The following is a 26,693-nucleotide window of genomic DNA, read 5'->3' on the forward strand; positions in this document are numbered from 1 at the left end:
TCCGCGGCTGATGGCCGGCCACGCGCCGAGTGGTCCGCAGCGGTTGCGCAACTTCGTCGCCGGTGAGTTCGTCGACGGCGGGAACCCGTTCGCCAAGGCCAGCCCGGTCACCGGGGAGCAGGTCTTCGAGGTGGACGAGGCATCGCGGTCGACGGTGGACGATGCGGTGGCCGCCGCTCGGGCGGCGCTGCGGGGGCCGTGGGGCCGCATGGGGGAGCGCGAGCGCGCCGAGGTGCTGCGCCGTGTCGCCGACGAGTTGGAGCGCCGCTTCGACGACCTGGTCACCGCCGAGGTCGCCGACACCGGCAAATCCATCGCCCAGGCCCGCACCCTGGACATCCCGCGCGGCGCGGCGAACTTCCGCGCGTTCGCGGAGATCGTGGCGACCGCCCCCACCGAGTCATTCACCACCGTCACCCCGACCGGCGGTCGGGCACTCAACTACGCGCTGCGTAAGCCGGTCGGTGTGGTCGCGGTCATCGTGCCGTGGAACCTGCCGTTGCTGCTGCTCACCTGGAAGGTTGCTCCGGCGCTGGCCTGCGGCAACGCCGTCGTGGTCAAGCCCAGCGAGGAGACTCCCGCCTCGGCGACGGTGCTTGCCGAGGTGATGGCCGCCGCTGGCGTACCGGCCGGTGTGTTCAACCTGGTGCACGGCTTCGGGCCGGACTCGGCGGGCGAGTTCCTCACCCGCCACCCGGGCGTCGACGCGATCACCTTCACTGGCGAGTCGGCCACCGGCGGCGCGATCATGCGGGCCGCCGCCGATGGGGTGAAGGCGGTGAGCTTCGAACTCGGCGGCAAGAACGCCGGCCTGGTCTTCGCCGACGCCGACCTGGATGCCGCGGTGGCCGGCTCGGTGCGGTCCAGCTTCACCAACGGCGGTCAGGTGTGTCTCTGCACCGAGCGCATCTACGTGCAGCGGCCAGTCTTCGAGGAGTTCACCGCCCGGCTGGCGAAGCGGGCGGGCGAGCTGGCGTACGGCTGGCCGACCGATGAGGCGACCGCCACCATGCCGCTGATCTCCCGCCAGCACCGGGCGAAGGTGCTCGGGGCGTACGAGCTGGCCCGGTCCGAGGGCGCCGAGGTGCTCACCGGCGGCGGTACGCCCACCTTCGGCGACACCCGCGACGGCGGGTCGTACGTGCAGCCGACGGTGCTCACCGGGCTCGGCCCGGACGCCCGCACCAACCGCGAGGAGATCTTCGGCCCGGTGGTGCACGTCGCGCCGTTCGACACCGAGGACGAGGCGTACGCCCTCGCCAACGGCACCGAGTACGGCCTGGCGGCGACCGTGTGGACCCGGGACGTGGGCGTCGCGCACCGGGCCGGCGCCCGGCTCGACGCCGGCATCGTCTGGGTCAACACCTGGTTCCTGCGGGACCTGCGTACCCCGTTCGGCGGGGTGAAGGCGTCCGGGATCGGTCGCGAGGGCGGCGTGCACTCGCTGAACTTCTACTCCGAACTCACGAACGTCTGCGTGGACCTGTCGTGAGCCGTAGCGAGGGAGCGGGCATGGAAGCTGACATCGAGGCCGCCAACCGGGAGCTGGCCGACGCCCGCAGCACCGGCAAGCCGTGCGCGCCGCTTCGGGGCCGGCTGCTGCCCGAGGGCGACGTCGAGGCCGCGTACCGGGTGCAGCAACTCCAGGCGCGGGCCTGGCAGGGCCGCGGCGAACGCCGGGTCGGCGCGAAGATCGGGCTGACCTCCCGGGCGGTGCAGGAGACCTTCGGGGTCTTCCAACCGGACTTCGGCATGCTGACCGACGCCATGGCGGTCGGCGACGGGGTCGAGGTGCCCATCGACCGACTGCTCCAGCCTCGGGTCGAGGCGGAGATCGCGTTCGTGCTCGACAAGGATCTCCCGAACCCGCAGCTCACCACCGTCGACCTGATCCGCGCTGTCGACCACGTGCTGCCGGCGATCGAGATCGTCGACTCCCGGATCGCCGCCTGGGACATCTCCATCGTGGACACCGTCGCCGACAACGCCTCCAGCGGGCTCTTCGTGCTCGGCACCACGCCGCGCCGGCTCGCCGACGTGGACCTGCGACTGTGCGGGATGGTGCTGGAGCACGCCGGCGAGCCGGTGTCGGTGGGTGCGGGCGCCGCCTGCCTGGGCAACCCACTGCACGCCCTGCTGTGGCTGGCTGGCACCCTCGCCCGCGCCGGTGACCCGCTGCGTGCCGGTGACGTGGTGCTCTCCGGGGCGCTCGGCCCGATGGTGCCGGTCACTCCGGGCGCCGCGTACGAGGCCCGGATCTCCGGGCTGGGTTCGGTGCGCACCTGCTTCAGCAAGGAGACCTCCGCGTGACCACCGGTATAGCTGTGCTTGGTTCCGGGAACATCGGCACCGACCTGATGATCAAGGTGTTGCGGCTGAGCGACAGCCTGCGCATGGTGGCGATGGCCGGTATCGACCCTGCCTCCGACGGCCTGGCGCGTGCTCGCCGGCTCGGCGTCGCCACCACCGCCGACGGCGTGGACGGGCTCGTCGCGCTGCCCGAGTTCGCCGACGTCGAGTTGGTGTTCGACGCCACCTCGGCCGGCGCGCACCGACGCCACGACGAGGTGCTGCGCGCCCTCGGCCGGACTGTGGTCGACCTGACCCCGGCCGCGATCGGCCCGTACGTGGTGCCGCCCGTCAACCTCGACGAGCACCTGCACCAGCCCAACGTCAACATGGTGACCTGTGGCGGACAGGCGACAGTGCCGATCGTCGCCGCGGTACGCCGGGTCACCCCGGTGGCGTACGGGGAGATCGTCGCCTCGATCGCGTCGAAGTCCGCCGGGCCGGGAACCCGCGCCAACATCGACGAGTTCACCGAGACCACGGCCCGCGCCATCGAGGTGGTGGGCGGTGCCGAGCGGGGCAAGGCGATCATCGTGCTGAACCCGGCGGACCCGCCGCTGCTGATGCGGGACACCGTCTACTGCCTCTGCCCGGACGCCGACGCGGACACCGACGCGATCGCCGCCTCGGTGGCGGACATGGTGGCGACCGTGCAGGAGTACGTCCCCGGTTACCGGCTCAAGCAGGACGTGCAGTTCGACCGGGTCGAGGCGTACCTGCCGACGCTCGGGCGGCGGCTCACCGCTCTTCAGGTGTCGGTCTTCCTGGAGGTCTCCGGCGCCGGGCACTACCTGCCCGCGTACGCCGGGAACCTGGACATCATGACCTCCGCCGCGCTGCGCACCGCGGAGCGGCTGGTCGCCCTGCGTTCCTCGGAGGTGGCCGCGCCATGACCGACCTTTACATCCAGGACGTGACGCTGCGCGACGGCATGCACGCCATCGCCCACCAGTACACAGTCGACCAGGTACGCACCATCGCCGCCGCGCTGGACGCCGCCGGGGTGGCCGCCATCGAGGTGGCGCACGGTGACGGGCTCGCCGGTTCCAGCGTCAACTACGGCCACGGCGCGGCCAGCGACGCCGAGTGGATCTCCGCCGCCGCTGAGGTGCTGACCACGGCGAAGCTGACCACGCTGCTGCTGCCCGGGATCGGCACCATCGCCGACCTGAAGGCGGCGAAGGCGCTCGGGGTGACCAGCGTGCGCATCGCCACCCACTGCACGGAGGCGGACATCTCCGCCCAGCACATCTCGTGGGCCCGGGAGAACGGGATGGACGTCGCCGGGTTCCTGATGATGTCGCACATGAACGATCCGGCCGGGTTGGCCGGGCAGGCCAAGCTGATGGAGTCGTACGGGGCGCACTGCGTCTACGTCACCGACTCCGGCGGTCGGCTGCTGATGTCCGACGTGGCGCAGCGGGTCGACGCGTACCGGCAGGTCCTCGCCCCGGAGACGCAGATCGGCATCCACGCGCACCACAACCTGTCACTCGGGGTCGCCAACAGCGTGCTCGCCGTCGAGCACGGTCGGATCACCGGGTCCGCGCCGGTCGGCCCCGACGCGGTGCACGGTCGGACCGTCCGCGTCGACGCCTCCCTCGCCGGCATGGGCGCGGGCGCCGGCAACGCGCCGCTGGAGGTCTTCGTCGCGGTCGCCGAGCTGCACGGCTGGAAGCACGGCTGTGACGTGTTCGCGCTGATGGACGCCGCCGACGACATCGTCCGCCCGTTGCAGGACCGGCCGGTCCAGGTGGACCGGGAGACGCTCTCCCTGGGGTACGCGGGTGTCTACTCCAGCTTCCTGCGGCACGCCGAGCGCGCCTCCGCGAAGTACGGCGTGGACGTCCGGTCGATCCTGGTCGAGCTGGGCCGCCGCCGGATGGTCGGCGGCCAGGAGGACATGATCGTGGACGTGGCCCTCGACCTGGCCGACAAGGAGGAGCATTCATGATCGGCGTGGACATCGTCGGGATCGCCGAGAAGCTGGGCGCGGCGGCCGACACGGCCACCGCCATCCCGCAACTCGCCGCCGAGACCGGCCTCGACGTGGACACCGCGTACGCCGTGCAGGCCGCGCTGCTGCAACGCCGGCTGAACGCCGGTGAGCGGTTGGTCGGGTTGAAGATGGGGCTGACCAGCAGGGCGAAGATGGCCCAGGTCGGCGTGGACGAGGTGATCTGGGGGCGGCTCACCAACGCGATGCGGGTGCCCGACGGCGGCGCCGTGGACCCGGCCGCGTACATCCATCCCCGGGTCGAGCCGGAGGTGGCGTTCCTGCTGGACCGGCTGCCCGAGCCGGGCGAGCCGGTCGGCGACTTCGCCACGGCGGTCCGCGCGGTCGCCCCGGCCATCGAATTGATCGACTCCCGGTACGCGGACTTCCGTTTCTCGTTGCCCGACGTGGTCGCGGACAACACCTCGGCCGCCGCCTTCGTGATCGGGCCGTGGTCGCCGGTGCCGGCGGGGCTGGACAACCTGGGCGTGCTGCTGGAGGTCGACGGGCGGGTGGCGCAGGTCGGTTCGACGGCGGCGATCCTCGGTGATCCGCGCCGGGCGCTCGACGAGGGCATCCGGTTGGCGGGCCGGCACGGGGTGCGGCTGGAGTCCGGCTGGGTGTTCCTGGCCGGTGCCGCCACCGCCGCTGTTCCGTTGCGTCCCGGCGCCCACGTCCGCGCCGTCGTCGAGAAGCTCGGCACTGCCTCGCTGCGGGCGTCGTCGTGACCGCCCGGGTGGTGGCCGGGAAGGCCGTCCCGCGGGGGGCTTTTCCGCACGTCAAGGTCGCCGGTGGCTTTGTCTTCGTCTCCGGTACGTCGTCGCGGCGCGCGGACAACACCTTCGCCGGCGTCGAGGTGGACGGGTTCGGCACCACCAACCTCGACATCCGGGTGCAGACGCGCGCCGTCATCGAGAACGTGCGGGATCTGCTGCGTTCGGTCGGCGCGGACCTCACCGACCTGGTGCAGGTGACGGCGTACCTGGTCAACATGAACGACTTCGGTGGTTACAACGAGGTGTGGGCCGAGTTCTTCGACGCCTCCGGACCGACCCGTACGACGGTGGCGGTACACCAGTTGCCGCACCCGCACCTGCTGATCGAAATCCAGGCCGTGGCCCTTCTTCCCTCGGGAGGTCAGTCGTGAGTGAGATCGCCGAGCCGTTCAGCTTTCCGGGCTGGATCGCCGACAACCAGCACCTGTTGAAGCCCCCGGTGGGCAACAAGGAGATGTTCCCCGGTGGGGACGACTTCATCGTGATGGTGGTGGGTGGGCCCAACCAGCGCACCGATTTCCACGTGGACCCGTACGAGGAGTTCTTCTACCAGGTCAAGGGCAACATGCACATCAACCTGGTCACCCCGGAAGGGCCGCGCACCGTGCACGTGCGCGAGGGGCAGATGTGGATGTTGCCGCGAAACACCCCGCACTCGCCGCAGCGGCCGGAGGCCGGCTCGATCGGCATGGTCGTCGAGCGGGTCCGTGAGGAGGGCACCCTGGAGACGTTCCAGTGGTACTGCCCGGAGTGCGGCGACAAGGTGCACGAGGTCGAGTTGCAGGTCCGCGACATCGCCGCCGATCTTCCGCCGGTGTTCCAGGCGTTCTACGCCGACGAGTCGGCGCGCACCTGTGCCAACTGCGGCACCCTGCACCCGGGCAAGGGCTGATGCCCGCAGGCGTGGTCGACGTGCACACGCACGTCGTACCGAAGGGTTGGCCGGACCTGGGCGCGGCGTGCGGCGGGTCCGACTGGCCGTGGTTGCGGGTCGACTCCGAGCGCGCCGCCATGATCATGGTGGGGGAGACGGAGTTCCGCCCGGTCGGCGCGGAGTGCTGGGACGCGTCGCGCCGACTGGCCGACATGGACGCCGACGGCGTGGCCGTGCAGGTGGTCTCGCCCACCCCGGTCTTCTTCAGCTACGACCGTCCGGCCGACCAGGCGGTGAAGGTCGCCCGGATCTTCAACGACCTGACCCTGGAGGTCACCGCGGCCGGGGGTGACCGACTGGTGCCGTTCTGCCAGGTGCCGCTCCAGGACCCGGACGCCGCCTGTGCCGAGCTGGACCGCAGCCTCGCCGCCGGGCACGTGGGCGTGGAGATCGGCAACCACGTCGGCGACCGGGACCTGGACGACGCCGGTGTGGTCACCTTCCTCCAGCACTGCGCCGAGGTGGGAGCACCCGTCTTCGTCCACCCGTGGGACATGCCGGGCGGGCCACGACTGGACCGCTGGATGGCCCGCTGGCTCACCGGGATGCCCGCCGAGACGCACCTGTCGGTGCTGGCGATGATCCTCGGCGGTGTCTTCGACCGGGTGCCCGAGACGCTACGGATCTGTTTCGCGCACGGCGGCGGCAGTTTCCCGTTCTGGCTCGGCCGCGCCGACAACGCCTGGCACCGCCGTGGCGACCTGGTCCGGGGCGCGTCCGCCGGCCCGCCCAGCAGCTACCTCGACCGGTTCAGCGTCGACTCGGTGGTCTTCGCGCCGCCCGCCCTGCGGCTGCTGGTCGACACCCTGGGAGAGGATCGGGTGCTGGTCGGCAGCGACTACCCGTACCCGCTGGGTGAGCGGCCGGCCGGCGCGGTGGTTCACGCGGCCGACTTCCTCAGCGAGGACCAACGCGACAAGCTCCTGTCCACCAACGCCCTGCGCTTCCTGCACGGCTGAGCGCGGCTCACGTCGCCGGCTCGACTCGTCGAGCGTGCGGTGGGCATCCGGTTGGTCCGTTTCCGGTCTCCGGCGCGTGTCGGCTGCGCGAAGGGCCGACTGCCGGCAGGATGGCGTAATGGCCGAGCCGCACGACCTGACCGCGTTGGAACAGGCCGCCGCGATCACCCGCGGCGAGCTGTCCAGCGTCGACCTGGTCGAGCATTCCCTGCGCCGGGTCGCGGCGCTCGGCGACACCGTGGGCGCGTTCGTCACCGTCACACCGGACCTCGCCCGGCAGGCCGCGCGCGCCGCCGACGCGGTGCCCCACGAGGAGCGCGGCCCACTGCACGGCGTGCCGACCGCGATCAAGGACCTGACGCTCACCGCCGGGGTTCGCACCACCTTCGGTTCGGCCGCCTTCGTCGACTTCGTCCCGCCGGTCGACGCCGACGTGGTCCGCTTCATCAAGGCCGCCGGTCTGGTCAGCCTGGGCAAGACGACCACCTCAGAGCTGGGCTGTTCGCTCTACTCCGAGGGCCGGGTCGCGCCGCCGGCCCGCAACCCGTGGCAGTTGGCGTACACGGCGGGCGGTTCCAGCGGCGGCTCGGCGGCGGCGCTCGCGGCCGGGCTGGTCCCGGTCGCCCAGGGATCCGACGGCGGTGGGTCGCTGCGCATCCCGGCGTCGCTCTGCGGCCTGGTCGGCTACAAGCCCAGTCGGGGCCTCGTCTCCGGGGGGCCGATCGGCTCCGGCGCGTTCGGCCTGCCCACCGCCGGCCCGCTCGGGCGGACGGTCACCGACGTCGCCGCACTGCTCGACGTCATGGCCGTTCCCGTCCCCGGCGAGCCGTACCTGCCGCCGGCCGCGCCGCCCGGCGGCTACCTGGCCGTCGCGCGCCGGGCCGAGCCCGGCCCGCTGCGGATCGGCCGGTTCACCACGCCGATGCTCGCCGAAGAACCTGTGCATCCCGACTGCGTGGCCGCCGTGGACCGGGCCGCCGCGCTGCTCACGGCGGCCGGCCACGAGGTGGTCGAGGTGCCGCCGCCGCTCGGGCCGGCGGTGTGGCCGCTGTTCGAGACCCTCTGGTACGTGTTGGCGCTCGCCCCGGTGCCACCGCAGCGGGAGGCGGAGCTGCTGCCGTTGACCCGGCTGCTCCGGGCCCGGGGCGCGGAAATCTCCGCCGGCACCCTGACCGCCACCCTCGGGGAGTTGCAGGCGCAGGTGCGCCTCGGTGCCCGCCGCACCGCCGGTTGTGACCTGCTCCTGTGTCCCACCCTGGCCACCCCGCAGGCACCCGTCGGCTGGTTCACCGCCGACGCGGACCCGGCCGCCGACTTCGACCGGCAACGCCGGTTCTCGCCCTACTGCGCCATCTTCAACGTCACCGGCGATCCCTCCGTATCCCTGCCACTGGGTACCACGACCGACGGACTGCCCGTCGGGGTGCTGCTCACCGGCCGGTACGGCGACGACGCGCGGCTCATTGCTACCGCTGCGCAACTGGAGAACTGTAGTGACGGATGGGATCGGCACCCCGCAATCTGGCGGGCCGTCGACTCCGCTAACGTGAATGGTGACGGAGTCGGGCGGTCGGCAGAGTGATCGTCCATCCGACCCGGTTTTTCACTGTCGTCCTTCTTCCGCCTGGGGGCGTTGGGATTGTCTGTTACCGAGACGTTGCTGGTCTTCGTCGGCATCCCGTTGGCTGCGGTGCTGGTCATCGCCGGCCTGTCGTACGCCGGTAGCCACGGTGGTGCCACCGGCGGTGGCGGTGGTGCCAAGCGCTACCGCCCGGGCCGGCCCTTCGACTTCACTCCGGTCTGGTTCCTGGGCCGTCCGGAGCAGCTGGCCGACTCGGCCGGCACCGCGCTGACGGCGGGGGCGCAGGCGCCCGCGCTGACCAGCCACAAGCTTGAGCAGGCCAGCGTCGAGGCGCCGGCCGGTGGAACCGGAGGCGCAAGTGACCGTTGGTGAAAAGCAGGCCGGGTCGGAAAATCCGCCCGAGGTGCTCGACGGGCCGTTCTCGACCCGCCAGCTGCTGCGCATCGACGAGGCGTTGCGCCTGGCCGACAGGGGCACCGGTTTGGTCTTCTCGGTCTTCGTCGGTGGTCTCGACGAGCCGATCCGTGAGCACGCCCAGCGGCTGCACCGTCAGCTCGCCGAGCCCGACAAGTCGGTGCTGATCGCCGTGTCGCCCAACCAGCGCCAGCTGGAGATCATCACCGGGCGGTACGCCCGCAAGCGCATCCCCGACACGTACGCCAAGCTGGCCGCGCTCTCCATGGTCGGCGCGTTCAGCGGCGGTGACCTGGCCGGGGGCATCATCAACGGCCTCGACCAGCTCGCCAGCCACGCCGGCAAGGGCTGACCGACACGAACGACGAAGCCCCGGTCTGCTGGCAGCGGGCCGGGGCTTCGTCGTGTCAGCGAGGCCAGGCGGACGGGTCCAGCTTCATCGACCACGGCTCGTCCACGTTTACCGGGTTGTCCGGGCCGAGGGTGCCTAACAGTTCGTAGTGTTCGCCCTCGCCAAGCCGGTACCGGTAGATCACCGGGCCGAAGTTGCCCCGTTCGACCCGCCAGTAGTGCGGGATGCCCGCCTCGGCGTAGAGAGCGGGCTTGGTGAAGCGATCGTGGCGACGGCTTCCCGTCGACTCGACCTCGAGGACGAGCGCGATGTCCACCGGATCGGCCCACATCCGCCCGCGCGGCGCGCCTGGGCGCAACGCGGTCAGATCGGGGATGAGGTTGCCGCCGGGGACATGTACCCCGATCTCCCGGATTACCCGCCACCCGGCGGGAGCTGACTGGCGCAGCGCCATCCGGATTTCGTCCGCCAGCTCGTGGTGCTCGGGACCGGCCGGTGGTGTCACGTGCAGGCTCCCGTCGATGATCTCGTAGCGGTTTCCGTCCTCAGGCAGGTCGGACAGGTCCTGCTCGCGCCAGCCCCGCTCCGGGGGCTGCCATTGGTAGGTCGGCTGCGCCATCACGTTCACCTCCTCTCGCCACCATAATGGCCCGGGCCGGCGCGGGTTCGCACCCACGCCGGCCCGGGCCGGGTACTCGTCGGTCAGCTCTGCGCGGCGTCCTTCGCGCGGGCCTTCAGCGCCCGCACCACACCGTCGCGGCCCTCGGCCACCAGCCGACGCAGCGGGGAGGGGTGCCCGTCACCGGCCAGCCACGCGTCGGTGGCCGCGACCGTGTCGTCCTCCACCAGATAGGTCGGGTACGCCAGCTGGGCGAACTCCTGCGCCGGCTCGCTGTCCCGGGTGGCCCACACCTGCCCGACCGCCGCGAAGTACCGCTCCCGGTACGGGGTAACCAGCTCCACCTGCGCCGGGTGGGCGAACCCCTGCAACAGCGCCCGGTGCCGCCAGTTGGGCAGCGCATCCGGGCCGGTGAGCAGGGCCCACACGGCGGCCTTGTTCTCGGCCGTCGGCATCAACGCGTGCGCGTACGCGGCTTCCCGCTCGCCGCTGGCCGTGCGGTCGCTGCTCAGCTCCGCCTCGATCTCGGCGGTCCCGGCGGCACCGTTGGCCACCAGCGCGGCGAGGACCGACCAGCGCAGCTCGGTGTCGACGGTCAGCCCGGCCGGCATGCCGGTGCCGTCCAGCCAACCGCGCAGCGTGGCCAGGTCTTCCTCGGAGCGGACCGCCGAGGTGAACGCACGGGCCCAGGCCAACTGGAACCCGCTGCCGGGCTCGGCGGCAGCGAGTGCGTCGCGGGCGGTACGGGCCAGGTCGGCCCAGCCGGTCGGCGCCCAGGCCGGGTCGGCGTACAGGGTGAGCGCGGTGGTCGCCTGCCGCAGGGTGGCGGTGACCAGGTTGATGTCGGTCTCCGCGGGCAGCCCGCTCAGCGTCAGCGCCACGTAGTCGCGGGCGGACAGCTCGGCGTCGCGGATCATGTCCCACGCGGCGGTCCAGCAGAGCGCGCGGGCCAGCGACGAGTCGAAGCCACCGATGTGCTGCACCACTGTCGCCATCGAGCGCTCGTCGAGGCGCAGCTTGGTGTAGCTGAGGTCGTCGTCGTTGAGCAGCAACACGTCGGCGGCCCGGACGCCACGCAGCGCGGCGAGATCCGTGTGCTCGCCGCTCACGTCCACCTCGTACCGCTCCCGACGGACCAACCGCCCGTCGGCCAGGTCGTACAGGCCCACACCGATCCGGTGGGTCCGCAGCGTCGGGTACGCCGCCGGGGCCTCCTGCCGCACCAGCACCTGCTCGTACGTGCCGTCGGCCCCGATGGTCACCTCCGGACGCAGCGTGTTGACCTGCGCGGTCTCCAACCACTGCGCGGCGAACTTGCGCAGCTCCCGCCCGGATGCGGTCTCCAGCTCGGTGAGCAGGTCGTCGAAGGTGGCGTTGCCCCAGGCGTGCTTGCCGAAGTAGGCCCGCAGCCCGGCCACGAACGGCTCCTCACCCACGTACGCGACGAGCTGCTTGAGCACGCTCGCGCCCTTGGCGTAGGTGATGCCGTCGAAGTTGACCTCGACGGCCTCCATGTCCGGCATCTCGGTGTAGACCGGGTGGGTGGAGGAGAGCTGGTCCTGCCGATAGCCCCAGTTCTTCCGAATGGACAGGAAGGTCGTCCACGCCTCGCTGAACCGGGTCGCGTTCGTGTTGCACCAGTGGCTGGCCCACTCGGCGAACGACTCGTTCAGCCACAGGTCGTTCCACCAGCGCATGGTGACCAGGTCACCGAACCACATGTGGGCCAGCTCGTGCAGGATCGTGTTGGCCCGCTGCTCGTACTCGAAGTCGGTGACCTGCGAGCGGAACAGGTAGTGCGACTCGGCGTGCGTCACGCAGCCGAAGTTCTCCATCGCGCCGGCGTTGAAGTCGGGCACCCAGAGCTGGTCGTACTTCGGCAGCGGGTAGCGCACGTCGAACTTCTCGTGGAAGAAGTCGAAGCCCTGCTTGGTGATCAGGAACAGGTCGTCGGAGTCCAGGTACTGGGCCATCGACGCCCGGCAGAACACCCCCAGGTCGATGCCGTCGTGCGTGTCGCGCACCTCGTGGTACGGCCCGGCGCACATCGCGGTGATGTAGGTGCTCATCCGGGGCGACTCGGTGAAGTGCAGCGTCTTGAGCGCCTCACCGGCCGGCTCCTCCCGCTGCACCGGCATGTTGGAGACCGCCCGCCAGTGCGCCGGCACTGTGACGTGCCAGGTGTAGACGCTCTTCAGGTCGGGCTGGTCGAAGCAGGCGTACACCCGCTGGGCGTCGGCTGTCTCGAACTGGCTGTAGAGGTACGTCTCGCCGTCCACCGGGTCCACCGTCCGGTGCAGACCCTGACCGCTGTTCGAGTAACCGAAGTCGGCGTCGACCACCAGGACGTTGTCGCTGTCCAACCCGGACAGGGTCAGGCCCTTCTCGGCGGACCAGTCGGACAGGTCGACGGGCGTGCCGTTCAGCGTCGCGGACCGCACCGACTCGGCGGCCAGCTCGATGAAGGTGCTCGCGCCCGGTTCGGAGCAGCGGAACCGGACCTCGGTCGTCGACCGGAACGTGCGGCCGTCGGCCGCCAGCACGGCACTGGACAGGTCCAGACTGATGTCATACCCCGTCACGTTGAGCAGGCGTGCCCGCTCGGTCGCCTCGACCTGCGTCAGGTTGCGCACTCCCGGCACTGTTCGTCTCCATCCCACATGTCGCCGTACGCCCGGCGGCGCCCGTTCGCCTACCGCTCGTGACGGCTGGCCCGATTCGAGTCTTCCATGTACGGGCAGCCCGCGGTGGCCGAGGTCACGCTCTCATTCGGGTGCCGGTCGATGTGCTGCGGGGTGAAGATTCTCCTGAGACGCCGACCTGTCGGCGCCACCCGTCGCGAAGGGATCTCACAGTGACCGAACGTGTCACCGCCGACATGTGGTTCGACCCGGCCTGCCCGTGGGCCTGGATCACCTCTCGCTGGCTGCTCGAGGTCGAGCAGATCCGGGATGTGGACATCCGCTTCCACGTGATGAGCCTGGCCGTGCTCAACGACGGCCGGGACGAGCTGCCCGAGGAGTACAAGGAGTTCCTGAAGACCGCGTGGGGCCCGGTGCGGGTCTGCATCGCCGCCGAGCAGCTGCACGGCAACGACGTGCTGCGCCCGCTCTACACCGCGCTCGGCACGCGGATCCACCTGCAGAAGCAGGAGCGGGGTCCGGAGCTGTACGTGGCCGCGCTCACCGAGGCCGGCCTCGACCCGGCACTGGCCGCGGCCGCCGACAGCACCGACTACGACGAGGCACTGCGGGCCAGCCACGAGGCGGGCATGCGCCCGGTCGGGCAGGACGTGGGCACTCCGGTCGTGCACGCGCCCGGCCCGGACGGCACCCCGGTCGCGTTCTTCGGCCCGGTGATCACCCCGGCTCCGAAGGGGGAGGCCGCCGGTCGGCTGTGGGACGGCGTGCTGCTGGTCGCCGGCACCCCGGGCTTCTACGAGCTCAAGCGCACCCGCGAGCAGAGCCCGATCTTCGACTGAGCGACGACCACCGCGCCCCCGTCCGTGCTTCGTCAGTCGCGCGGACGGGGGCGTTTCTCGTCCGCCGCCGAGGTCGGCGGTGGGTCGTGGCGTCACCGGGAGGCGGGCGGCGTCGTTTCCCTCGGTGTCCGCCGCAGCGACCCGAAGGGCCGCACGCCGCAGTTCGTGGAGGCAAATCCCGATGGCCAAGCACCGCGCGTCCGGTGACGATCAGCTGACCCGGCAGGGGGTGATCGAGACTCCCGGCGCGGACTACTGGTCCGTTGACGACTCCCGCTGGCCGTCGGTCCGCCCGGACCTGCCCGCCCACCTGGTGGATCTCCTCGCGCCGCCCATCGTGGTGGGCGTGGCGCGGGTCCCGGTGACCTCCCGGCTCACCCCGCCCAGTGCGGTCGACCCACTGCCGTCGTCAGTCGACGCGGTGCCGACCAGTGCGCCGGCGCTGGTGCCGTCGGGGGCGGCACCGGCCGAACCGGCTCCTCCTCCGCCGGCACCGGCTCCTCCGCGCCCGGTGCCGACGCCGCCGCTGAACCCTCGGCCCGTTCCGACGCCTCCTCCCGACCGTCCCGTGCCGGGGCCGCCCGCGTCGCCCCGCCGCGCCCTGAACAGCGGGCCGATCGGGACCGGTCGGCGTGGCAACGGTGGGCCGGTGAGCGCGGGTAGGCACCGCCGGGGCACCTCCGATCGCGCCGGCTGACCAGCCGTGCCCTTCCGGGCGCTTTCATCTGGTGGACGCACCGCGGGTCCCCGTCGGCGGCGACACCGTCGCCGGTAGCGTCAGTGGGCATGACGGTCGTGCATCCGATCACCCGGGCCTGGGTCACCACTGGCGGCACCGGCGCGCAAAACTACGACGAGTTCGCCGACGATGCGGAGATCACCGCGATCATCGGGTCGAACCCGCACAGCGCTCTCGGCATCGAAATGCCGCATCGCGCCCCGCAGAGCCTGGGCAAGTCGTTCCTCGACGCGCTGCCCGACGCGGTGGCCCGCCTCGGCGAGGCCAAGGCCGACGGCAGTTACACCCCCGCCGAGCAGGTGGTGGTGCTCTACCGGATCAGCGCGCCCGGCGAGGAGCCGGCGTACGGGCTGTTCGCGATGGTGGACACCGACCAGATCTCCACCCGGGCAGACGAGCCGGGCCTGGTCATCCGCAACGAGGACGTCTTCATCGCCAAGGTGCGCGAGCGGGTGGCGCTGGCCGACGCGCTGGGGCACCTGCTCTCACCCGTACTCCTGCTCCAGACCGGTCGTGGCGACGAACTGCACGCCGCGCTCGCGGCGGCGACCGACACGGCCGGCGCGCCCGCCGCGACGGACACCGACCAGGCGGGGCGCACGCACGCCATCTGGCTGCTCGGCCCCGGCCCGGAGCAGGCAACGCTCACGGCTCTCGCCGGTGGCGGGGACCTGGTCGTCGCGGACGGCAACCACCGCAGCCTGGCCGCCCAGACCGGTGGGCTGCCGCGCTTCCTGGCCGTGGTCACCACCCCCGCGTCGGTGGCCATCCAGCCGTACAACCGGCTGGTCAGCGAGCTGACCACCACCCCGGCCGAGCTGCTCGACCGGCTGCGGGCCGCGGGCGCCGAGGTCGAGCCGATCGACGGCCCGGTCGAGGTCCCGGCGGCCGGCGGCACCGTGCACCTCCGCCTCGACGGCCAGGGGTACGCGGTGCGCCTGCCCGCCACCGCCTCCGCCCGCCTGGAAAACCTGGACCACGCTCTGGTCGAGCGGCTGGTGCTGCGTGACGCGCTCGGTCTCGACCCGGGCGACAAGCGAATCACCTACGTCGGGGGCGACTACCCGGCGAGCTGGCTCACCGGTGAGGTCGACGCCGGCCGGGCCGAGTTGGCCATCCTGATCGCGCCGGTGACAGTGGCGGATTTCGTCGCTGTCAACCTGGCCAGGGAGAAGATGCCCCGCAAGAGCACCTGGTTCACCCCGAAGGCGCGCGGCGGCCTGGTCGTCGCCGAGCTGCCGCGTTGAGCGTCATCCCCACGACCGTGTGACGAACCCGGCTCGGGGACGCCGCCCGTGTGACGTCCCCGAGCGCGGCCTGACAGACTGCCCGGTATGCGCGTCTACCTGGGATCCGATCACGCCGGTTTCGAGTTGAAGGTGCACCTGGCCAGCCACCTGGCCATGCAGGGCTACGACGTGGTCGACGTCGGCCCGCACAGCTACGACCCGGACGACGACTACCCCACGTTCTGCCTGCACACGGGCGACCGGGTGGTGGCCGACGAGACGGGCCTCGGAGTGGTCATCGGTGGCTCCGGCAACGGTGAGCAGATCGCCGCGAACAAGGTCGCCGGCGTCCGCGCCGCGCTGGCCTGGAGCGTCGAGACAGCTCAGCTGGCCCGCCAGCACAACGACGCCAACGTGGTCGCCATCGGTGCCCGCCAGCACACGCTGGACGAGGCGACCGCCATCGTCGAGGCGTTCCTGAACACGCCGTTCTCCGGCAACGAGCGGCACGCTCGTCGGATCACCCAGGTGGCCGAGTACGAGCGGACCCGGAAGCTGCCCGACCTGCCCTGACCGTGCGGCGCTCAGCGCGGCGAGCGGGGCAGCTCCTCGCGGGGCACCCAGTTTCGCCGGACGACCACCACCCGGGCTTCCGCCTCGGCCAGGTCGTCGTCGGTGGGGCGGGCCGCGTCCCGGGCCCGTAGCGCGGCGCTGAGTCCCACCTGGGACGAGCCGGAACCGACCAACCCGCGCAGCCCCCGCTCACCGTCGCGCTCGTCGCCGCCCGTGCTCCTGCGTCGCGGCGGCGGCTCGTCACCGTCGTGCACGCCCGGCGTGCTGACCGTCGGGCCGTCCGCACCCGGTCTGGCCGTTTCGGTGTCGGCGTGGTGGCGCAGCCGTCGCCGTCGTCGGTCGGGGTCACCCATCAGCCGACCGTACCCTGGCCCGGTTGGATCCTGCACCGTCGCGAGGCCGCGCGCCCCGGCCGGGGTCGGCGACCGATTTGCCGGCTGGCTACCCTCGAATCAAGGCGGTGCTGTTGCCGTCGGTCAGGGGGAGGACGAGATGGCAGACCAGACGCAGCCGTGGGCGGAGCGGACCGTGGAGGTGCCACCGCAGGCCGGCGTCGGGGTGCCGCCGCAGCGTGACGGGTTCCGCCGGGGGGTCGCTCCGGTGGGCGAGCGACGCACCCCGCGCACGGAGCCGTTCCCGGTGGTCGAGCAGGAGCCGACCGGCACCGGTTGGCCCGGTGGATCGGTGCCCCGCCGCTCGCTCAGCTCGCGGATGGCGCAGCTGCGGCGCGGCGGTGAGTGGAGCGCTGCGGCAGGCCTCTTCGCGTTCGTGTGTTGGGGGATCTGGGCGCTGTCCGGCCAGGGTGACCTGAGCGGCCCGCTGTTGGTGCTGGTGCTCAGCCTGCTGGTGGCGGCCGGCCTGTTCGCCCTGTTCCGGCTGGTCGGCCGGGTGGTGCTGGAGCGGCAGCTGGGCCGGGTCCGGCGCAGCGCCAGAGGTGCGCACCTGGCGACGGCGGTGTTCCTCGTCGGCCTCGGGGTGGCGTGGCTCCAGCAGACCGAGTGGGTCGTCTCGGCCTGGAACTGGATTTCCTCGAACTGACCGGGCGTGCACGGGCGGGCCGGTTTAGGACCGCCCACCCGTGCACCCGGTCGTCTCCCCACCAGGCAAGGTCGCTGCTTACCCGGCCGGCCGCGGTTCATCCGTGGCCGGCCGGTCCGACCGGTACTCCTTCGTGGGCTTGCGTGATCCCGATGTCGTGGAGCCGTTCGCTCAGTGCCGGGGTTTGTGCGCCCGGACCAGGATGCGTTGGGCGTGGGCCACGAACGGCCCGTGGCGACGGATGTGGTCGTGCAGATCGGCGAGCCGGGCCCGGTAGCGGTCCACGGTGAAGTCCGGCACCGTCCAGATGACTTTGCGGAGGAAGTGCACCACCGCTGCCACGTCGTTGAAGGTGGTCGGCAGCGCCTCGTGCCGCAGCTCGTCGATGACCAGGCCGGCGGCTCGCGCGTCGGCGGCGGCGCGGGCCGGGCTGCGTTCGTCACTGATCTCGCGGGGACCGGTGAGGAACTGGGCCAGCTCCCGGTTGGACCCGGGGCCGATCTGCTGGGCCAGGTACCGCCCGCCGGGAGTGAGCACCCGTGCGATCTCGTCCCAGAGCACGACATTGGGATGCCGGCTCACCACCAGGTCGAACGTCTCGTCGGGAAACGGGAGCGGAGCGTCCTCGGCAACGTCGACCACCCGCACGCCGCGCGGTTCGAGCGCGCGTCGGGCAAGCCGGAGGTTGGGCGGCCAGTGTTCGGTGGCCACTGTCAACGGGGGGAATGCCGGCACCTCGGAGAGCACCTCGCCGCCGCCGGTCTGGATGTCCAGCGCGGCGCGGGCAACCCTCATCTGGGCTGTCATGAGTTTCAGATATCCCCAGGACGGCCGCTGTTCTGTCGCGCGGCCGTCGAACCAGGAGAAGTCCCAACCGTCCACGGACGCGTCGACGCCTTCTCGGAGCAGATCCTGGAAGGTCGCCGTGTCCTGCATTGCGTCAGGCTGACAGGCGGCAGTGGTGATGGCAAGCGGATGTGTCCCGTGTCGGCGCAGGGTGCATGCAATGACTCCTGTCAGTGATCTGACACCAATTCCGAACGATCTTTCGGTGAGAATTTGTCACGTGGCGGATCTCCTTCGTTTCGAAACTGATCAGGGCGTTCTCCTCGTCGAGGAACACGCTGGCACCGATCTGGAACGGGTTGGTCTGCTCGACCGGATCCGCCCCGCCCGGGAGACGCTGGAAACGGCACTGGCCCACATCAAACCCGCGCTCGACGCGGCGCTGGGCGTGGTCCGCGGGGTGGCGGTGCGCCCCGATCAGGTGGAGGTCGAGATCGGCGTCACCCTCACCGCCGAGGCTGGTGCCGTCGTCGCTCGCACCAGCGCACAGGGCCACCTCAAGGTCAAGCTGATCTGGACCTCGCCCGTCCCCGCACTGCCGTCGCCGGATGAGGACGGGGCTGACGCGCAGGAGAACGCCGCGCATGACTGAGCGCAACGTCGGCCTCCGCCCTCCGGCCGCCCCGGCCGAGTGGTTGGCGTTGGCGGAGCACGGATGACCGGCACCCGGTCGCTCGCCGGCCGGGTGCGGATACTCGGTGGCCACTCCTCGTCGGTCGTCGGCGCGGGCATCCAGTTGACCACTGACCTGGTGCTGACCTGCTGGCATGTCGTCGATGACGGCACCGGGACCGGCCCGCCCGAGGTGCTCGTCGACACACCGAGCCACCCCGGCACCCGGGTCGCCGCCGAGGTGACCTGGTCCCGGGGCGTCGGCCCGGCCGGCGACGGCGACCTGGCGGTCCTGCGTTGCACCACACCGCTGCCGTCCGCCCCCGCCACCCTGGCCGATCGTGGCGACGACGAGTTCGACGTGCGGATCGTGGGCTTTCCGGCCAACACCCCGGCGTCCGTCATGGTGCTGGCGCGGGCCGTCGGTCCGGTCGACGTCGGCACCGGATGGCGTCAACTCGACCGACTTTCCCCTGCCACGGCCGGAATCGACAGGGGGTTCAGCGGTTCCGGGGTGTACGCGTCGGATGGCGCCGTGGTCGGCATGGTGCTGGCCCGCGCGAGCGTCGGCCAGCAGCTGGTCGGCTGGATGTCGCCCGTCGGGCAGTGGCGCGCCCTGCTGCCGCCCGGCCTGTTGCCGCCTGCCCTGTTACCGCCCGGCCCGCTGGCGGCCGACGCCCGGGCGACGCCCCGACCGGCGCCCGCGCCGCTCTCATTCGCGCAGAAGATGGCGCTGGCTCGACTGCTGGAGGAAATCCCAATACTCCGGCACCCCGACAGCCGTCAATTGGTCATTCAGTCGCTGCCGCCGCACATCGGTCGGATGGTGAGACCATTCGGGCCGTTGGGTCTCGACATGTTCGGCCTGATTCGGACGGGCTTAGAATACGAGGACGGGATCGCGGCTCTCTATCGCGTTCTGCTGTTGACGGAAGGGCCGGCGAGTACGCCACTGCGGGCCTTCCGTGACCTTGCCGAGAGCCTCGGTCTGCTGACGGGTACGGAGGACAATCGGTGACGACGCCCCGGATGCCGAGCGCCCAGGTGCAGGCCATCTGCGACGCACTGCTCTCGATGAGTTCGATCAATGACGGGAACACCCGTTCGCTCTACCTCGACGAGGTCGAGGGGGAGCTGCGCAAGCGACTGTCGGTGCCCCGGCACTCCGAGGTCCGGTACGACGTCTACCGCATCGTGCGCGCCTGCGCCCAGGAACCCCGGGGCGTGTCGATGCTGTTGCAGGTCATCGCCAACTTCCATCCGGGTGCCAGCGCGGTCACCTCCGCCCAGCAGATCTACCTCTCCTGGCTCCTCGCGCAGTTGCTCGCGGACGTCCCGCCCGAGGTGCTGACCGACGCCGTCACGGCAGTCGCGGATCATCCGCTGTCAGCGGAGGACCTGCCCGACCTGGTGGAGGCCGTCGGCTGGCAACCGGTGGGTGACTGGCAGGTCCCGGCCGTCGTGGCGCTGGCGGGCCTGGTCCTCGCCGGCATCGAGTCGGACAGCAAGCCGCTCGAGCAGTGGTTGCGGGAGGCGGCAGCGGTCCTTCGGCTCACCACCGCCGACCTCGACGATCTGCGCGTGGCTGCGAAGACGCACTGGACGTCGCTACGATCCCCGCACCAGGCGGCACCGGCCGAGGCCGGTGGAGAGGAACCTGAATCCGACATGCGCAGGACGATCATCATCGAGGAGACGACGCCCCAGCGATCCCGAACTCTCATCCGGGGCGGCGTCCCACCGCGCAACCTGTACTTCACCGGCCGGGAGAAGCAGCTCGTCGCTCTCGACGAGCTGCTGTCGTCACAGCACCGGGCCTCGGTGCTGCCGGAAGCGGCGCTGCGCGGTGTCGGTGGGGTCGGCAAGACCCAGCTCGCTGTCGAGTTCGCCTACCGGTACGCGGACCGTTACCAGCTCATCTGGTGGATGGCCGCGGAGGATCTCACTGCGCTGCGTACCTCGATCGCGGCCCTCGGCGAGCGGCTCGGCCTGGCCGCGAGCGCCAGCCTGGAGCAGACCGTGCGGACGGTCCTCGACTCGCTGTCGACGAGTTCGCTCAGTTGGCTGCTGGTCTACGACAACGCCGACGACCCGCACGAACTGGCCCCGCTCATGCCCTCGTCGAACCTCGTCGGCGAACGCGGCCACGTCCTCGTCACGTCACGGAACATGGCCTGGTCGGCGAGCGCCCTGACCCTGGACGTCGACGTGTTCACCCGAGCCGAGAGCGTGGAACTGCTGCTCAAGCGGCGTCCCGCGACCAGCCCCGACGACGCCCGCCGGCTCGCCGCCGAGCTCGGCGACCTGCCACTCGCCCTGGAACAAGCCGTCAGTTGGTTGCTCACCATGCTGTCGTCGGTCGACGAATACCTCGTCGACCTCAAGGAACACGCTCGGGAGTTGCTGGGCGAGGGGCAACCCCGGCAGTACCGGGGCACCGTGCTGACCGTGGTGTCGATGGCGCTCGCCGCGGTACGCGAGCAGAACCCGGCCGCCGCCCAGCTGATCCAGCTGCTCGCCTTCCTCAGCCCCGACCCGGTTCCGATGCGCCTGCTCTGGGAGGGGCGCCGCGCCGGGCTGGACGAACCGCTGCGCACCAGCCTCCAGGAGCGCAACGACATAGCCCGGGCCATCCGGCAACTGGCGTCGCTCGGGCTCGCCAAGGCGGACAATGCCAGCCGGCACGTACAGGTGCACCGACTGGTGCAGGCGGTCATCCGGGAAGGGCTCGCCGAGCAGGGCGACGACAGCCCGCTGACGAACGCCCGCCGGCTGCTCGCCGCCGCCAACCCGGGCTTCCCCGACGACCGCAGCACCTGGCCCCGCCATGCCGACATCGCGCCGCACGTCCGTGTCGCCGGTCTGATCCACGGTGACATCGACGCCCGCCGGACGGCGATGGACCAGCTGCGCTACATCTACAACCTGGGTGACTTCGAAGGCTGTCGGGACTTCGCGGAGGAGATCCTGGCCGCCTGGGACCAGCCCGGTCCGGACGGCCAGCGCAGCGGCGATCCGCTGACCCTGCTGGCGATGCGACGGTACGCGGACGCCCTGCGGCTGCTCGCCGACCCGCGCGCGGCCACGTTCGGCCTCGAAGCGCTGGAACGGATGCGGACGAGCCTCGGTGAGGAACACGAGTACACACTGGGCGCGGCGAACAGCGTCGGCGCGGACCTGCGGCGCCTCGGCGACTTCGCGGCCGCGGCCGACCTGGACGGCCGCAACCTCGACGTGCACCGCCGGGTGCTCGGCGACGGGCATCCGAGCACGCTGCGGGTGATGAACTCGATGGCGATCAACCTTCGCCTGAGCGGTGACTTCGAAGGGGCGTACGAACTCAACCTCGAAGTGGCGCGGCACGCCGGTGCGGCCGCGGAGGACGGCACCTATTCACTGGTGCTGGCGCAGGAGGCCCAGGCCCGCGACCTCTACCTCCTGGGCCGGTACTCCGACGCCCTGGAACTGCTGGACAGCTCCCTGCCGGTGCAGCGGTCGCTGCTGGGCGCGGAGCACCTCACCGTGCTGCGCGCCACCTGCATCCACATCGCCTGCCTGCGCAAGACCGGGCGGCTCGACGCCGCCGTGGCCGAGGGCGCGGCCAACTACCGGCTGGTGACCCGCCGATTCGGGACCGATCACGTGCTGGCCGCGGAGGCGGGCATGACCTGCGCCAACGCCATGCGCGCGGCGGGCGACGCGACCCAGGCGTACGCCCTGGCCGCCCAGGGGCACGCCACCTTCCGAGCCGTCTTCGGGGAGCGGCATCCGGTCACGCTCTGCGCTGCTGTCAATCTCGGGGTGATCCTGCGGGCTCGCAACTTCGACCGGGAGGCGCGGGAGTTGGGTGCGGCCACCTTGCAGGCGATGGGCGAATCGTTGCCGCCCACCCATCCGTACCTGCTGAGCGCGCGCTCCGCGCAGGCGATCAACCTGGTCCGGTCACACCGGCTGGAGCAGGCGCAGGTGCTCTCCGAGGCGATCCTCGAGGATTCACGTCGCCTGCGTGGGCCGGGGCATCCGTACACGCTCTACTGCGCGGTCAACGCGGCGGTCGACCTGGTCGAGGTGGGCGAGGAGGCTCGGGGCCGCGAGCTGCTCGACGAGGCTGCCGCGGCGCTGGAGGCGTTGTTCGGGCCGGACCACCCGGAGGTGGACGCCGCGCGCGGTCAACGGCGCATCGAGTGCGACATCGAGACCGTCGGGCTGACCTGACGCCTCACCCACCGGTGGCGGCCGTTCATCCGGTGGGCATCGTCGGTCGGCGGGTGCGCTCGGCTTCTGCCACCTCCCACCGCCCGGCGGCGTCGGCGGACGCCGGGACCGGCACGGCGGCCAGTCGGTCGATCCGTTCGGCCAGGCGATCTGCCCAGAGCCGCCCGGCCGAGGTGAGACTTCCGGCCCGGGCGAGCTCGACCAGGGCGCGCTCCAACTGTGCGCGTACCACAGCGAACCGCGCGGTGGCCTGGGCCGTCAGCTCCGGATGGGCGCGCAGCGCGGCCCACACCTCGGCGACGGCGGTGAACGCGTAGGTGCCGTGCAGCAGCCCGCCGATCGGACGTGGGTCAGGACGCCAGGGCGCGAAGTACCGCTCCGGGTCGGCGGGTTCGTGCAGCCGGACCAGGCCGAGGACAGCGTTGAGTTTGCTGTGTTGCAGCTCGTGCACCATCGTCACGGCCAGATCCACCGGGTCGAGGTTGGCGTCGGCGGCCAACGCCCCGAAGGCGTCGGCGTGCGTGACACTGTGCCCACGCTCGGTGCCGTCGGCCAACGGTACGAAGGTGCTGATCCCGGCGGCCACCTCGGCGGCGTGCGTCGGGGCGTACCCGACGAGCAGGTGCCAGGCGTGCCCGACGGACCGCTCCAGCTCCTCGGCCTGCGGCGCGGAGAGCCGGGCGGCGACCGGCAGCCCGAAGCAGTCGCGGTAGGGGTCCAGGTCGTCGACGCGGAGGTCGAGGGTGACCGACTGGTCGGTGAAGCGCCACCAGCGGGTGGGCGTCCACCGGCGCCCGTTCAGGTCGGCCGGCGTCACCGTCGTGCTGCCACCGTGTCGACGCAGCACCCCGAGGCCCGGCACCGGCACCAGGCCCGCACGCGGCGTGACCTGCACCGCCGCGTCCGACAGTCCGCTGAGGGCGGCCGCCGCGAGCGCCGCGAACGGAAGGTAGTCGGGTCGGCCGGTGGCGCCGTGCCGGACCCGATCGATCGTCCAGACGGCCAGCCACGGGTGGTCGAGCAGCACGTTCGCGGCGGTGGGGTCGAGGCGGTGGGCGTGGCCGAGCAGGTGCGCCGACGCCGCCAAGGCGTCGTCGGTGTCGGCGAGGCTCTTGAGGACGAGCATCGTTCGGTTGCGTTGCGCGCGCCGCAGAGCGCGGACGGCAGCCGGGCCAGCCCCACCGTCGGCCAGGCGGGTGAACTCCGAGCGGGTCAGCTGGAGTCGGCGCCGGGGTCGAGGAAGCTGTTCCAGCCGGTCAGCGTCGTCTGCCGGGGACTCTTCAGTGTCGCGACCAGTTCCTCGATCCATCGGGCCAGTTCCGGATCCTCGTCGCGTAGCAGGTGGCTCAGACCCTGCGTCAACACGTCGACCACAACGAGGTGATCAGGTGCGGGTTGCTCAGTCATCGATGTCCCGGGTCGGCGCAGGCGTGCTGACATGAAAACACGACAACGTCTGTGATCACCATCGGCTTACCGTCCGTCACCGCGGGTCGCGTCATGGGCCGTACCGCCGCCGGCAGCTGCCGGCGGCGGTACGGGACCCGCGGGTCAGCCGGCGGCGGCTTCGGCGGCGGCGTAGTCGCGGGCCACCCGGACCATCTCCACCAGCCCGTGGGCGTACTCCTGGGATTCGCCGTGCGCCTCGTCGAACGGCGGCTGGAAGCCGACGCCCTCCCACTGGTTGGTCGCCGGGTTCCACAGGTCGTTGCCGACCTCGAAGTCCCAGGCGAAGATGCCCAGCTCGTAGTAGAGCTGGTCGGCCGAGTTGCCGGCTGCGGAGTAGAGCACGTCGGCGACCGGTCCGGTCTGTGACGGCCAGGTGACGGTGCCGCGCTCCTGGGCGATGGCGCCGACGATCCGCCGGGCGCTGTTGAGGAACAGCGTCGACTCGTCGATCGACGGTCGAGGCAGGGTGACCCTGCCGTCGGCCCGGTACGCCCCCGGCGGCCACATGAAGTACCCGCCGTAGGAGTGCACGTTCATCGCGAACTTGATGTTCGGGTGGTCCTGGGCGAGCGCGATGACGTTGCCGCTCTCCGCCTCGGACAGCTCCGCCGTGCCGGCGTAGTTGCCGGAGAGGCAGTTCGCGCTGGCGCCCACGTAGCCGTCGAAGTACGACCCGACTGTGTAGTTGCGGTTGACGTCGACGCCCCACGAGGTGCGGTTCTTCGGGTCGCGGGCCGCCCCGGTGCAGTGGTTGACCAGGTTCTTGCGCTGGAAGTTGTAGTCGTTGAACGAGTAGTTCGCGCCGTCCGGGTTGACCACCGGAATGACGAAGATGTCGACCTGCTCCAGCAGCTCACGGGTGGCCGGGTCGGTCCGGGCGTTGGCCAGCATCCGCTCGGCGAACTCCAGCGTCACCAGCGGGGTGGCCCACTCCCGGGCGTGTTCCTGGGAGTACGCGAGCACCCCGACCCGGGAGCCGTCCCGATGTACGCCGAGGCGCAGCGCCTGCACCGTCCACGGCCGTGCCGGCACCTCGGTGCCCTGGAGGCCGTCGTCGAGTCGGGTGGGGCCGGCGACGGGCATCGGCAGCCCGGCCGAGCCGTCCTCGACGGTGGCCCGGAACCGGTCCGGCTGACGGGCGTTGATCGCCGCCGCGACCTCGTCGGTGGTGCTCACCGTCTTGCCCGCGGTGTCGGTGGCCAGTGACACGGTGAGGACGCGGTCGCGGTAGCCGACGGTCAGCGGTCGGTTCGCCCGGCCCGGGTCGACGGTCCGCACCTGTACGCCGTTCATGTTCTGGTCGCCGAAGCGGACCGACTCGACGACCAGGGCGGCCACCGCCGGGTCGCCCAGGTAGCCGGCCGCGTTGCGTCGGTATCCCTGGGTCTTGTTCGGCAGGTCGATCACGTCCACCAGGTCCCGGTACTGGCGGGCCAGCCGCTTGATCCGCGCCTGGATGTCCACCGGCGTCAGGTACGCGTCGATGAAGTCCTTCTGGTAACCGGCCGGCAGCGGCGGCGGGGACGCGTTCGGCCAGAGCGTCGGGGTGATCGCCCTGCTGACCCCGCCGAGGCTGGAGGTGGCGCTCAGCTGAACCGGCCGGCTCGGCACCGGCTGGGGGAGCGCGTAGTGGTACTGGTACTCGCCGGAGTCCTCGAACCGGTACAGCGGGAACGAGCCGGTGGCACCGTCCGCCGTACGCCAACTGACAGTGATCTCCACGTCCGGGTCGTCGGTGGCGGTGGTGGCCACCTGGGCCTGAAGGAAGGTCTGTCCGGTCGTGGTCCACCAGTACGCCTGCTGCACCTGGAGGGTGTCCACGGCAGTGGCGCTGGCGGTGGACCGCTGACCCGCGGCCGGAGCGCGCAGCCCGGCGGCGGTGCGGGCCTGAGCCGCGCGGACGCTGTCGGTGTAGTGCCGGTTGCCGTCCCCGGCGCGCTGCACGACCTGCACGGCCGTCGCGCCCTGCGCGGTCAGCTCGCCGAGCTGCGTGCCGCTGAGCACCAGGTCGGCGATGATCCGGCCGTCCCGCGTCCGGGGCCGGTTGGCCAGGTCCGCGCCGGTGGCGACGAGCCGGTCCAGCTGGGCCTGATCGCGGAGCTGAACCCGGACCACTGCGGTTTCGGTGGCGCTCAGGGAGATCGGGGCGGCCGGGGCGGCGGGTGCGGCCGCGCCGGAAGCCGGATGGGACAACACTGCGCTGAACAGGATCACTGTGGTGGCGGCAGCTGTCCACCGTCGTCGGACGATCATGTGCCCTCCTGTGACGGACGTCGATGTGTCTGGTCCTTACATCAGTGCACAGATCGACACCTGTCAAGGTGCGGTGCCTCGCCCCTGCGGCGAGGGTGACCGGACCTCAGCGCGTTCGGCCTCGGGTGAGGTGTCCCGCTCGTTCTCGCACGTCGTGATCGTTGCCCACGCTTGTAGCCCTCGGGCGTCGTTCGGCGTTGATTCCGGTGACATCTGCGCGAGTTCCGGAGCAACCCTCTGAGCCAGACCCCGCGTGACTAACTCGAAACGGGGATCG

26 protein-coding genes are annotated in these 26,693 nt (G+C 71.5%); 19 read left to right on the forward strand and 7 right to left on the reverse strand.

What is annotated here, in order from left to right; translation table 11 throughout:
- Positions 1-10 precede the first annotated feature (10 nt).
- The 11 genes from ACLQ3F_RS21610 (at position 11) to ACLQ3F_RS21660 (ending at position 9,362) form a co-directional block, all read left to right on the forward strand.
- Positions 11-1,492 carry a 2-hydroxymuconic semialdehyde dehydrogenase gene (locus ACLQ3F_RS21610; protein WP_425851067.1) on the forward strand — a complete coding sequence of 494 codons (1,482 nt, stop codon included), beginning with the start codon at positions 11-13 and terminating at the stop codon, positions 1,490-1,492.
- A 20-nt stretch (positions 1,493-1,512) separates the two neighbouring features.
- Positions 1,513-2,310 (forward strand): 2-keto-4-pentenoate hydratase, encoded by a 798-nt coding sequence (locus ACLQ3F_RS21615; protein ID WP_357205418.1) that lies wholly within the window; start codon positions 1,513-1,515, stop codon positions 2,308-2,310.
- Positions 2,307-3,242, forward strand: a complete 936-nt coding sequence (locus ACLQ3F_RS21620; protein ID WP_355008903.1) for an acetaldehyde dehydrogenase (acetylating) — start codon at positions 2,307-2,309, stop codon at positions 3,240-3,242. The genes ACLQ3F_RS21615 and ACLQ3F_RS21620 overlap by 4 nt, the downstream gene beginning before the upstream one ends.
- Positions 3,239-4,303 carry a 4-hydroxy-2-oxovalerate aldolase gene (gene dmpG, locus ACLQ3F_RS21625; RefSeq protein ID WP_425851019.1) on the forward strand — a complete coding sequence of 355 codons (1,065 nt, stop codon included), beginning with the start codon at positions 3,239-3,241 and terminating at the stop codon, positions 4,301-4,303. The genes ACLQ3F_RS21620 and dmpG overlap by 4 nt, the downstream gene beginning before the upstream one ends.
- Positions 4,300-5,073 carry a 2-keto-4-pentenoate hydratase gene (locus ACLQ3F_RS21630; RefSeq protein ID WP_350858818.1) on the forward strand — a complete coding sequence of 258 codons (774 nt, stop codon included), beginning with the start codon at positions 4,300-4,302 and terminating at the stop codon, positions 5,071-5,073. The genes dmpG and ACLQ3F_RS21630 overlap by 4 nt, the downstream gene beginning before the upstream one ends.
- Positions 5,070-5,492, forward strand: a complete 423-nt coding sequence (locus tag ACLQ3F_RS21635) for a RidA family protein (RefSeq protein WP_238669047.1) — start codon at positions 5,070-5,072, stop codon at positions 5,490-5,492. The genes ACLQ3F_RS21630 and ACLQ3F_RS21635 overlap by 4 nt, the downstream gene beginning before the upstream one ends.
- Positions 5,489-6,013 (forward strand): 3-hydroxyanthranilate 3,4-dioxygenase, encoded by a 525-nt coding sequence (locus tag ACLQ3F_RS21640; protein ID WP_357205430.1) that lies wholly within the window; start codon positions 5,489-5,491, stop codon positions 6,011-6,013. The genes ACLQ3F_RS21635 and ACLQ3F_RS21640 overlap by 4 nt, the downstream gene beginning before the upstream one ends.
- The gene (locus ACLQ3F_RS21645; RefSeq protein ID WP_396789791.1) at positions 6,013-7,014 is read left to right on the forward strand and encodes an amidohydrolase family protein; all 1,002 of its coding nucleotides are present in this window, start codon (positions 6,013-6,015) and stop codon (positions 7,012-7,014) included. Before ACLQ3F_RS21640 ends, ACLQ3F_RS21645 begins: the two co-directional genes overlap by 1 nt.
- Positions 7,015-7,132: 118 nt before the next feature.
- Complete coding sequence (locus ACLQ3F_RS21650; RefSeq protein WP_425851022.1) at positions 7,133-8,596, forward strand: amidase; 1,464 nt, start codon at positions 7,133-7,135, stop codon at positions 8,594-8,596.
- Positions 8,597-8,671: 75 nt separating this feature from the next.
- Positions 8,672-8,968, forward strand: coding sequence for an aa3-type cytochrome oxidase subunit CtaJ (locus ACLQ3F_RS21655; RefSeq protein ID WP_196930456.1), 297 nt, complete (start codon positions 8,672-8,674; stop codon positions 8,966-8,968).
- Positions 8,955-9,362 carry a DUF5130 family protein gene (locus ACLQ3F_RS21660; protein WP_355010142.1) on the forward strand — a complete coding sequence of 136 codons (408 nt, stop codon included), beginning with the start codon at positions 8,955-8,957 and terminating at the stop codon, positions 9,360-9,362. The genes ACLQ3F_RS21655 and ACLQ3F_RS21660 overlap by 14 nt, the downstream gene beginning before the upstream one ends.
- Before the next feature lie 55 nt (positions 9,363-9,417).
- Here the strand turns inward: ACLQ3F_RS21660 and ACLQ3F_RS21665 are convergent, their stop codons facing one another.
- Positions 9,418-9,981: a Uma2 family endonuclease gene (locus ACLQ3F_RS21665; RefSeq protein WP_425851023.1), complete on the reverse strand. Its 564-nt coding sequence runs from the start codon at positions 9,979-9,981 to the stop codon at positions 9,418-9,420.
- An 83-nt stretch (positions 9,982-10,064) separates the two neighbouring features.
- Positions 10,065-12,614 (reverse strand): aminopeptidase N, encoded by a 2,550-nt coding sequence (gene pepN / locus ACLQ3F_RS21670; protein ID WP_425851025.1) that lies wholly within the window; start codon positions 12,612-12,614, stop codon positions 10,065-10,067.
- 221 nt (positions 12,615-12,835) lie between these two features.
- On the opposite strand from pepN, the gene ACLQ3F_RS21675 reads away from it, so the two are divergent.
- From ACLQ3F_RS21675 to ACLQ3F_RS21690, 4 genes are all read left to right on the forward strand, one after another.
- A complete protein-coding gene (locus ACLQ3F_RS21675; protein ID WP_091405414.1) occupies positions 12,836-13,462 on the forward strand; it encodes a DsbA family protein in 627 nt (208 codons plus the stop codon).
- Positions 13,463-13,643: 181 nt separating this feature from the next.
- A complete protein-coding gene (locus tag ACLQ3F_RS21680) occupies positions 13,644-14,159 on the forward strand; it encodes a hypothetical protein (RefSeq protein WP_425851026.1) in 516 nt (171 codons plus the stop codon).
- Positions 14,160-14,248: 89 nt separating this feature from the next.
- Positions 14,249-15,448: a DUF1015 family protein gene (locus ACLQ3F_RS21685; protein WP_425851028.1), complete on the forward strand. Its 1,200-nt coding sequence runs from the start codon at positions 14,249-14,251 to the stop codon at positions 15,446-15,448.
- 87 nt (positions 15,449-15,535) lie between these two features.
- Positions 15,536-16,003, forward strand: a complete 468-nt coding sequence (locus ACLQ3F_RS21690) for a ribose-5-phosphate isomerase (RefSeq protein WP_357207204.1) — start codon at positions 15,536-15,538, stop codon at positions 16,001-16,003.
- Positions 16,004-16,014: 11 nt separating this feature from the next.
- Here ACLQ3F_RS21690 and ACLQ3F_RS21695 read toward each other — a convergent pair whose 3' ends face one another.
- Positions 16,015-16,356, reverse strand: a complete 342-nt coding sequence (locus ACLQ3F_RS21695; protein WP_091405403.1) for a hypothetical protein — start codon at positions 16,354-16,356, stop codon at positions 16,015-16,017.
- Between the two features lie 139 nt (positions 16,357-16,495).
- Here ACLQ3F_RS21695 and ACLQ3F_RS21700 point away from each other — a divergent pair, with 139 nt between their 5' ends.
- Entirely contained in the window at positions 16,496-17,041 is a 546-nt protein-coding gene (locus tag ACLQ3F_RS21700; protein ID WP_357207208.1) for a hypothetical protein, read from the forward strand.
- 171 nt (positions 17,042-17,212) lie between these two features.
- On the opposite strand, the gene ACLQ3F_RS21705 is transcribed toward ACLQ3F_RS21700, so the two are convergent.
- On the reverse strand, positions 17,213-17,977 hold the full coding sequence (locus ACLQ3F_RS21705) for a class I SAM-dependent methyltransferase (RefSeq protein WP_425851029.1): 765 nt from the start codon (positions 17,975-17,977) through the stop codon (positions 17,213-17,215).
- Positions 17,978-18,047: 70 nt separating this feature from the next.
- On the opposite strand from ACLQ3F_RS21705, the gene ACLQ3F_RS21710 reads away from it, so the two are divergent.
- From ACLQ3F_RS21710 to fxsT, 3 genes are all read left to right on the forward strand, one after another.
- Complete coding sequence (locus ACLQ3F_RS21710; protein ID WP_355010132.1) at positions 18,048-18,479, forward strand: CU044_2847 family protein; 432 nt, start codon at positions 18,048-18,050, stop codon at positions 18,477-18,479.
- 63 nt (positions 18,480-18,542) lie between these two features.
- Entirely contained in the window at positions 18,543-19,517 is a 975-nt protein-coding gene (locus ACLQ3F_RS21715) for a trypsin-like peptidase domain-containing protein (RefSeq protein ID WP_425851030.1), read from the forward strand.
- A complete protein-coding gene (gene fxsT / locus ACLQ3F_RS21720; protein WP_425851031.1) occupies positions 19,514-22,714 on the forward strand; it encodes an FxSxx-COOH system tetratricopeptide repeat protein in 3,201 nt (1,066 codons plus the stop codon). The genes ACLQ3F_RS21715 and fxsT overlap by 4 nt, the downstream gene beginning before the upstream one ends.
- Positions 22,715-22,739: 25 nt before the next feature.
- Here the strand turns inward: fxsT and ACLQ3F_RS21725 are convergent, their stop codons facing one another.
- From ACLQ3F_RS21725 to ACLQ3F_RS21735, 3 genes are all read right to left on the reverse strand, one after another.
- The gene (locus ACLQ3F_RS21725) at positions 22,740-23,840 is read right to left on the reverse strand and encodes an aKG-HExxH-type peptide beta-hydroxylase (RefSeq protein ID WP_425851033.1); all 1,101 of its coding nucleotides are present in this window, start codon (positions 23,838-23,840) and stop codon (positions 22,740-22,742) included.
- A gap of 86 nt (positions 23,841-23,926) precedes the next feature.
- A complete protein-coding gene (locus tag ACLQ3F_RS21730) occupies positions 23,927-24,121 on the reverse strand; it encodes a hypothetical protein (RefSeq protein ID WP_357206533.1) in 195 nt (64 codons plus the stop codon).
- A 144-nt stretch (positions 24,122-24,265) separates the two neighbouring features.
- Positions 24,266-26,416: a M14 family zinc carboxypeptidase gene (locus tag ACLQ3F_RS21735; RefSeq protein ID WP_425851034.1), complete on the reverse strand. Its 2,151-nt coding sequence runs from the start codon at positions 26,414-26,416 to the stop codon at positions 24,266-24,268.
- Between the last annotated feature and the right edge of the window lie 277 nt (positions 26,417-26,693).

The organism is Micromonospora sp. DT15, from assembly GCF_049841475.1.
In the GTDB taxonomy this organism is placed as follows: Bacteria; Actinomycetota; Actinomycetes; order Mycobacteriales; family Micromonosporaceae; genus Micromonospora.

Bases quoted from the DNA above. Each gene is read 5' to 3' on its own strand.
- ACLQ3F_RS21610 (WP_425851067.1), top strand. From the start codon at position 11: ATGGCCGGCCACGCGCCGAGTGGTCCGCAGCGGTTGCGCAACTTCGTC.
- ACLQ3F_RS21615 (WP_357205418.1), top strand. From the start codon at position 1,513: ATGGAAGCTGACATCGAGGCCGCCAACCGGGAGCTGGCCGACGCCCGC.
- dmpG (WP_425851019.1), top strand. From the start codon at position 3,239: ATGACCGACCTTTACATCCAGGACGTGACGCTGCGCGACGGCATGCAC.
- ACLQ3F_RS21630 (WP_350858818.1), top strand. From the start codon at position 4,300: ATGATCGGCGTGGACATCGTCGGGATCGCCGAGAAGCTGGGCGCGGCG.
- ACLQ3F_RS21645 (WP_396789791.1), top strand. From the start codon at position 6,013: ATGCCCGCAGGCGTGGTCGACGTGCACACGCACGTCGTACCGAAGGGT.
- ACLQ3F_RS21650 (WP_425851022.1), top strand. From the start codon at position 7,133: ATGGCCGAGCCGCACGACCTGACCGCGTTGGAACAGGCCGCCGCGATC.
- ACLQ3F_RS21665 (WP_425851023.1), bottom strand. From the start codon at position 9,981: ATGGCGCAGCCGACCTACCAATGGCAGCCCCCGGAGCGGGGCTGGCGC.
- ACLQ3F_RS21680 (WP_425851026.1), top strand. From the start codon at position 13,644: ATGGCCAAGCACCGCGCGTCCGGTGACGATCAGCTGACCCGGCAGGGG.
- ACLQ3F_RS21685 (WP_425851028.1), top strand. From the start codon at position 14,249: ATGACGGTCGTGCATCCGATCACCCGGGCCTGGGTCACCACTGGCGGC.
- ACLQ3F_RS21690 (WP_357207204.1), top strand. From the start codon at position 15,536: ATGCGCGTCTACCTGGGATCCGATCACGCCGGTTTCGAGTTGAAGGTG.
- ACLQ3F_RS21695 (WP_091405403.1), bottom strand. From the start codon at position 16,356: ATGGGTGACCCCGACCGACGACGGCGACGGCTGCGCCACCACGCCGAC.
- ACLQ3F_RS21700 (WP_357207208.1), top strand. From the start codon at position 16,496: ATGGCAGACCAGACGCAGCCGTGGGCGGAGCGGACCGTGGAGGTGCCA.
- ACLQ3F_RS21705 (WP_425851029.1), bottom strand. From the start codon at position 17,977: ATGCAGGACACGGCGACCTTCCAGGATCTGCTCCGAGAAGGCGTCGAC.
- ACLQ3F_RS21710 (WP_355010132.1), top strand. From the start codon at position 18,048: ATGACTCCTGTCAGTGATCTGACACCAATTCCGAACGATCTTTCGGTG.
- ACLQ3F_RS21715 (WP_425851030.1), top strand. From the start codon at position 18,543: ATGACCGGCACCCGGTCGCTCGCCGGCCGGGTGCGGATACTCGGTGGC.
- ACLQ3F_RS21725 (WP_425851033.1), bottom strand. From the start codon at position 23,840: ATGCTCGTCCTCAAGAGCCTCGCCGACACCGACGACGCCTTGGCGGCG.
- ACLQ3F_RS21730 (WP_357206533.1), bottom strand. From the start codon at position 24,121: ATGACTGAGCAACCCGCACCTGATCACCTCGTTGTGGTCGACGTGTTG.
- ACLQ3F_RS21735 (WP_425851034.1), bottom strand. From the start codon at position 26,416: ATGATCGTCCGACGACGGTGGACAGCTGCCGCCACCACAGTGATCCTG.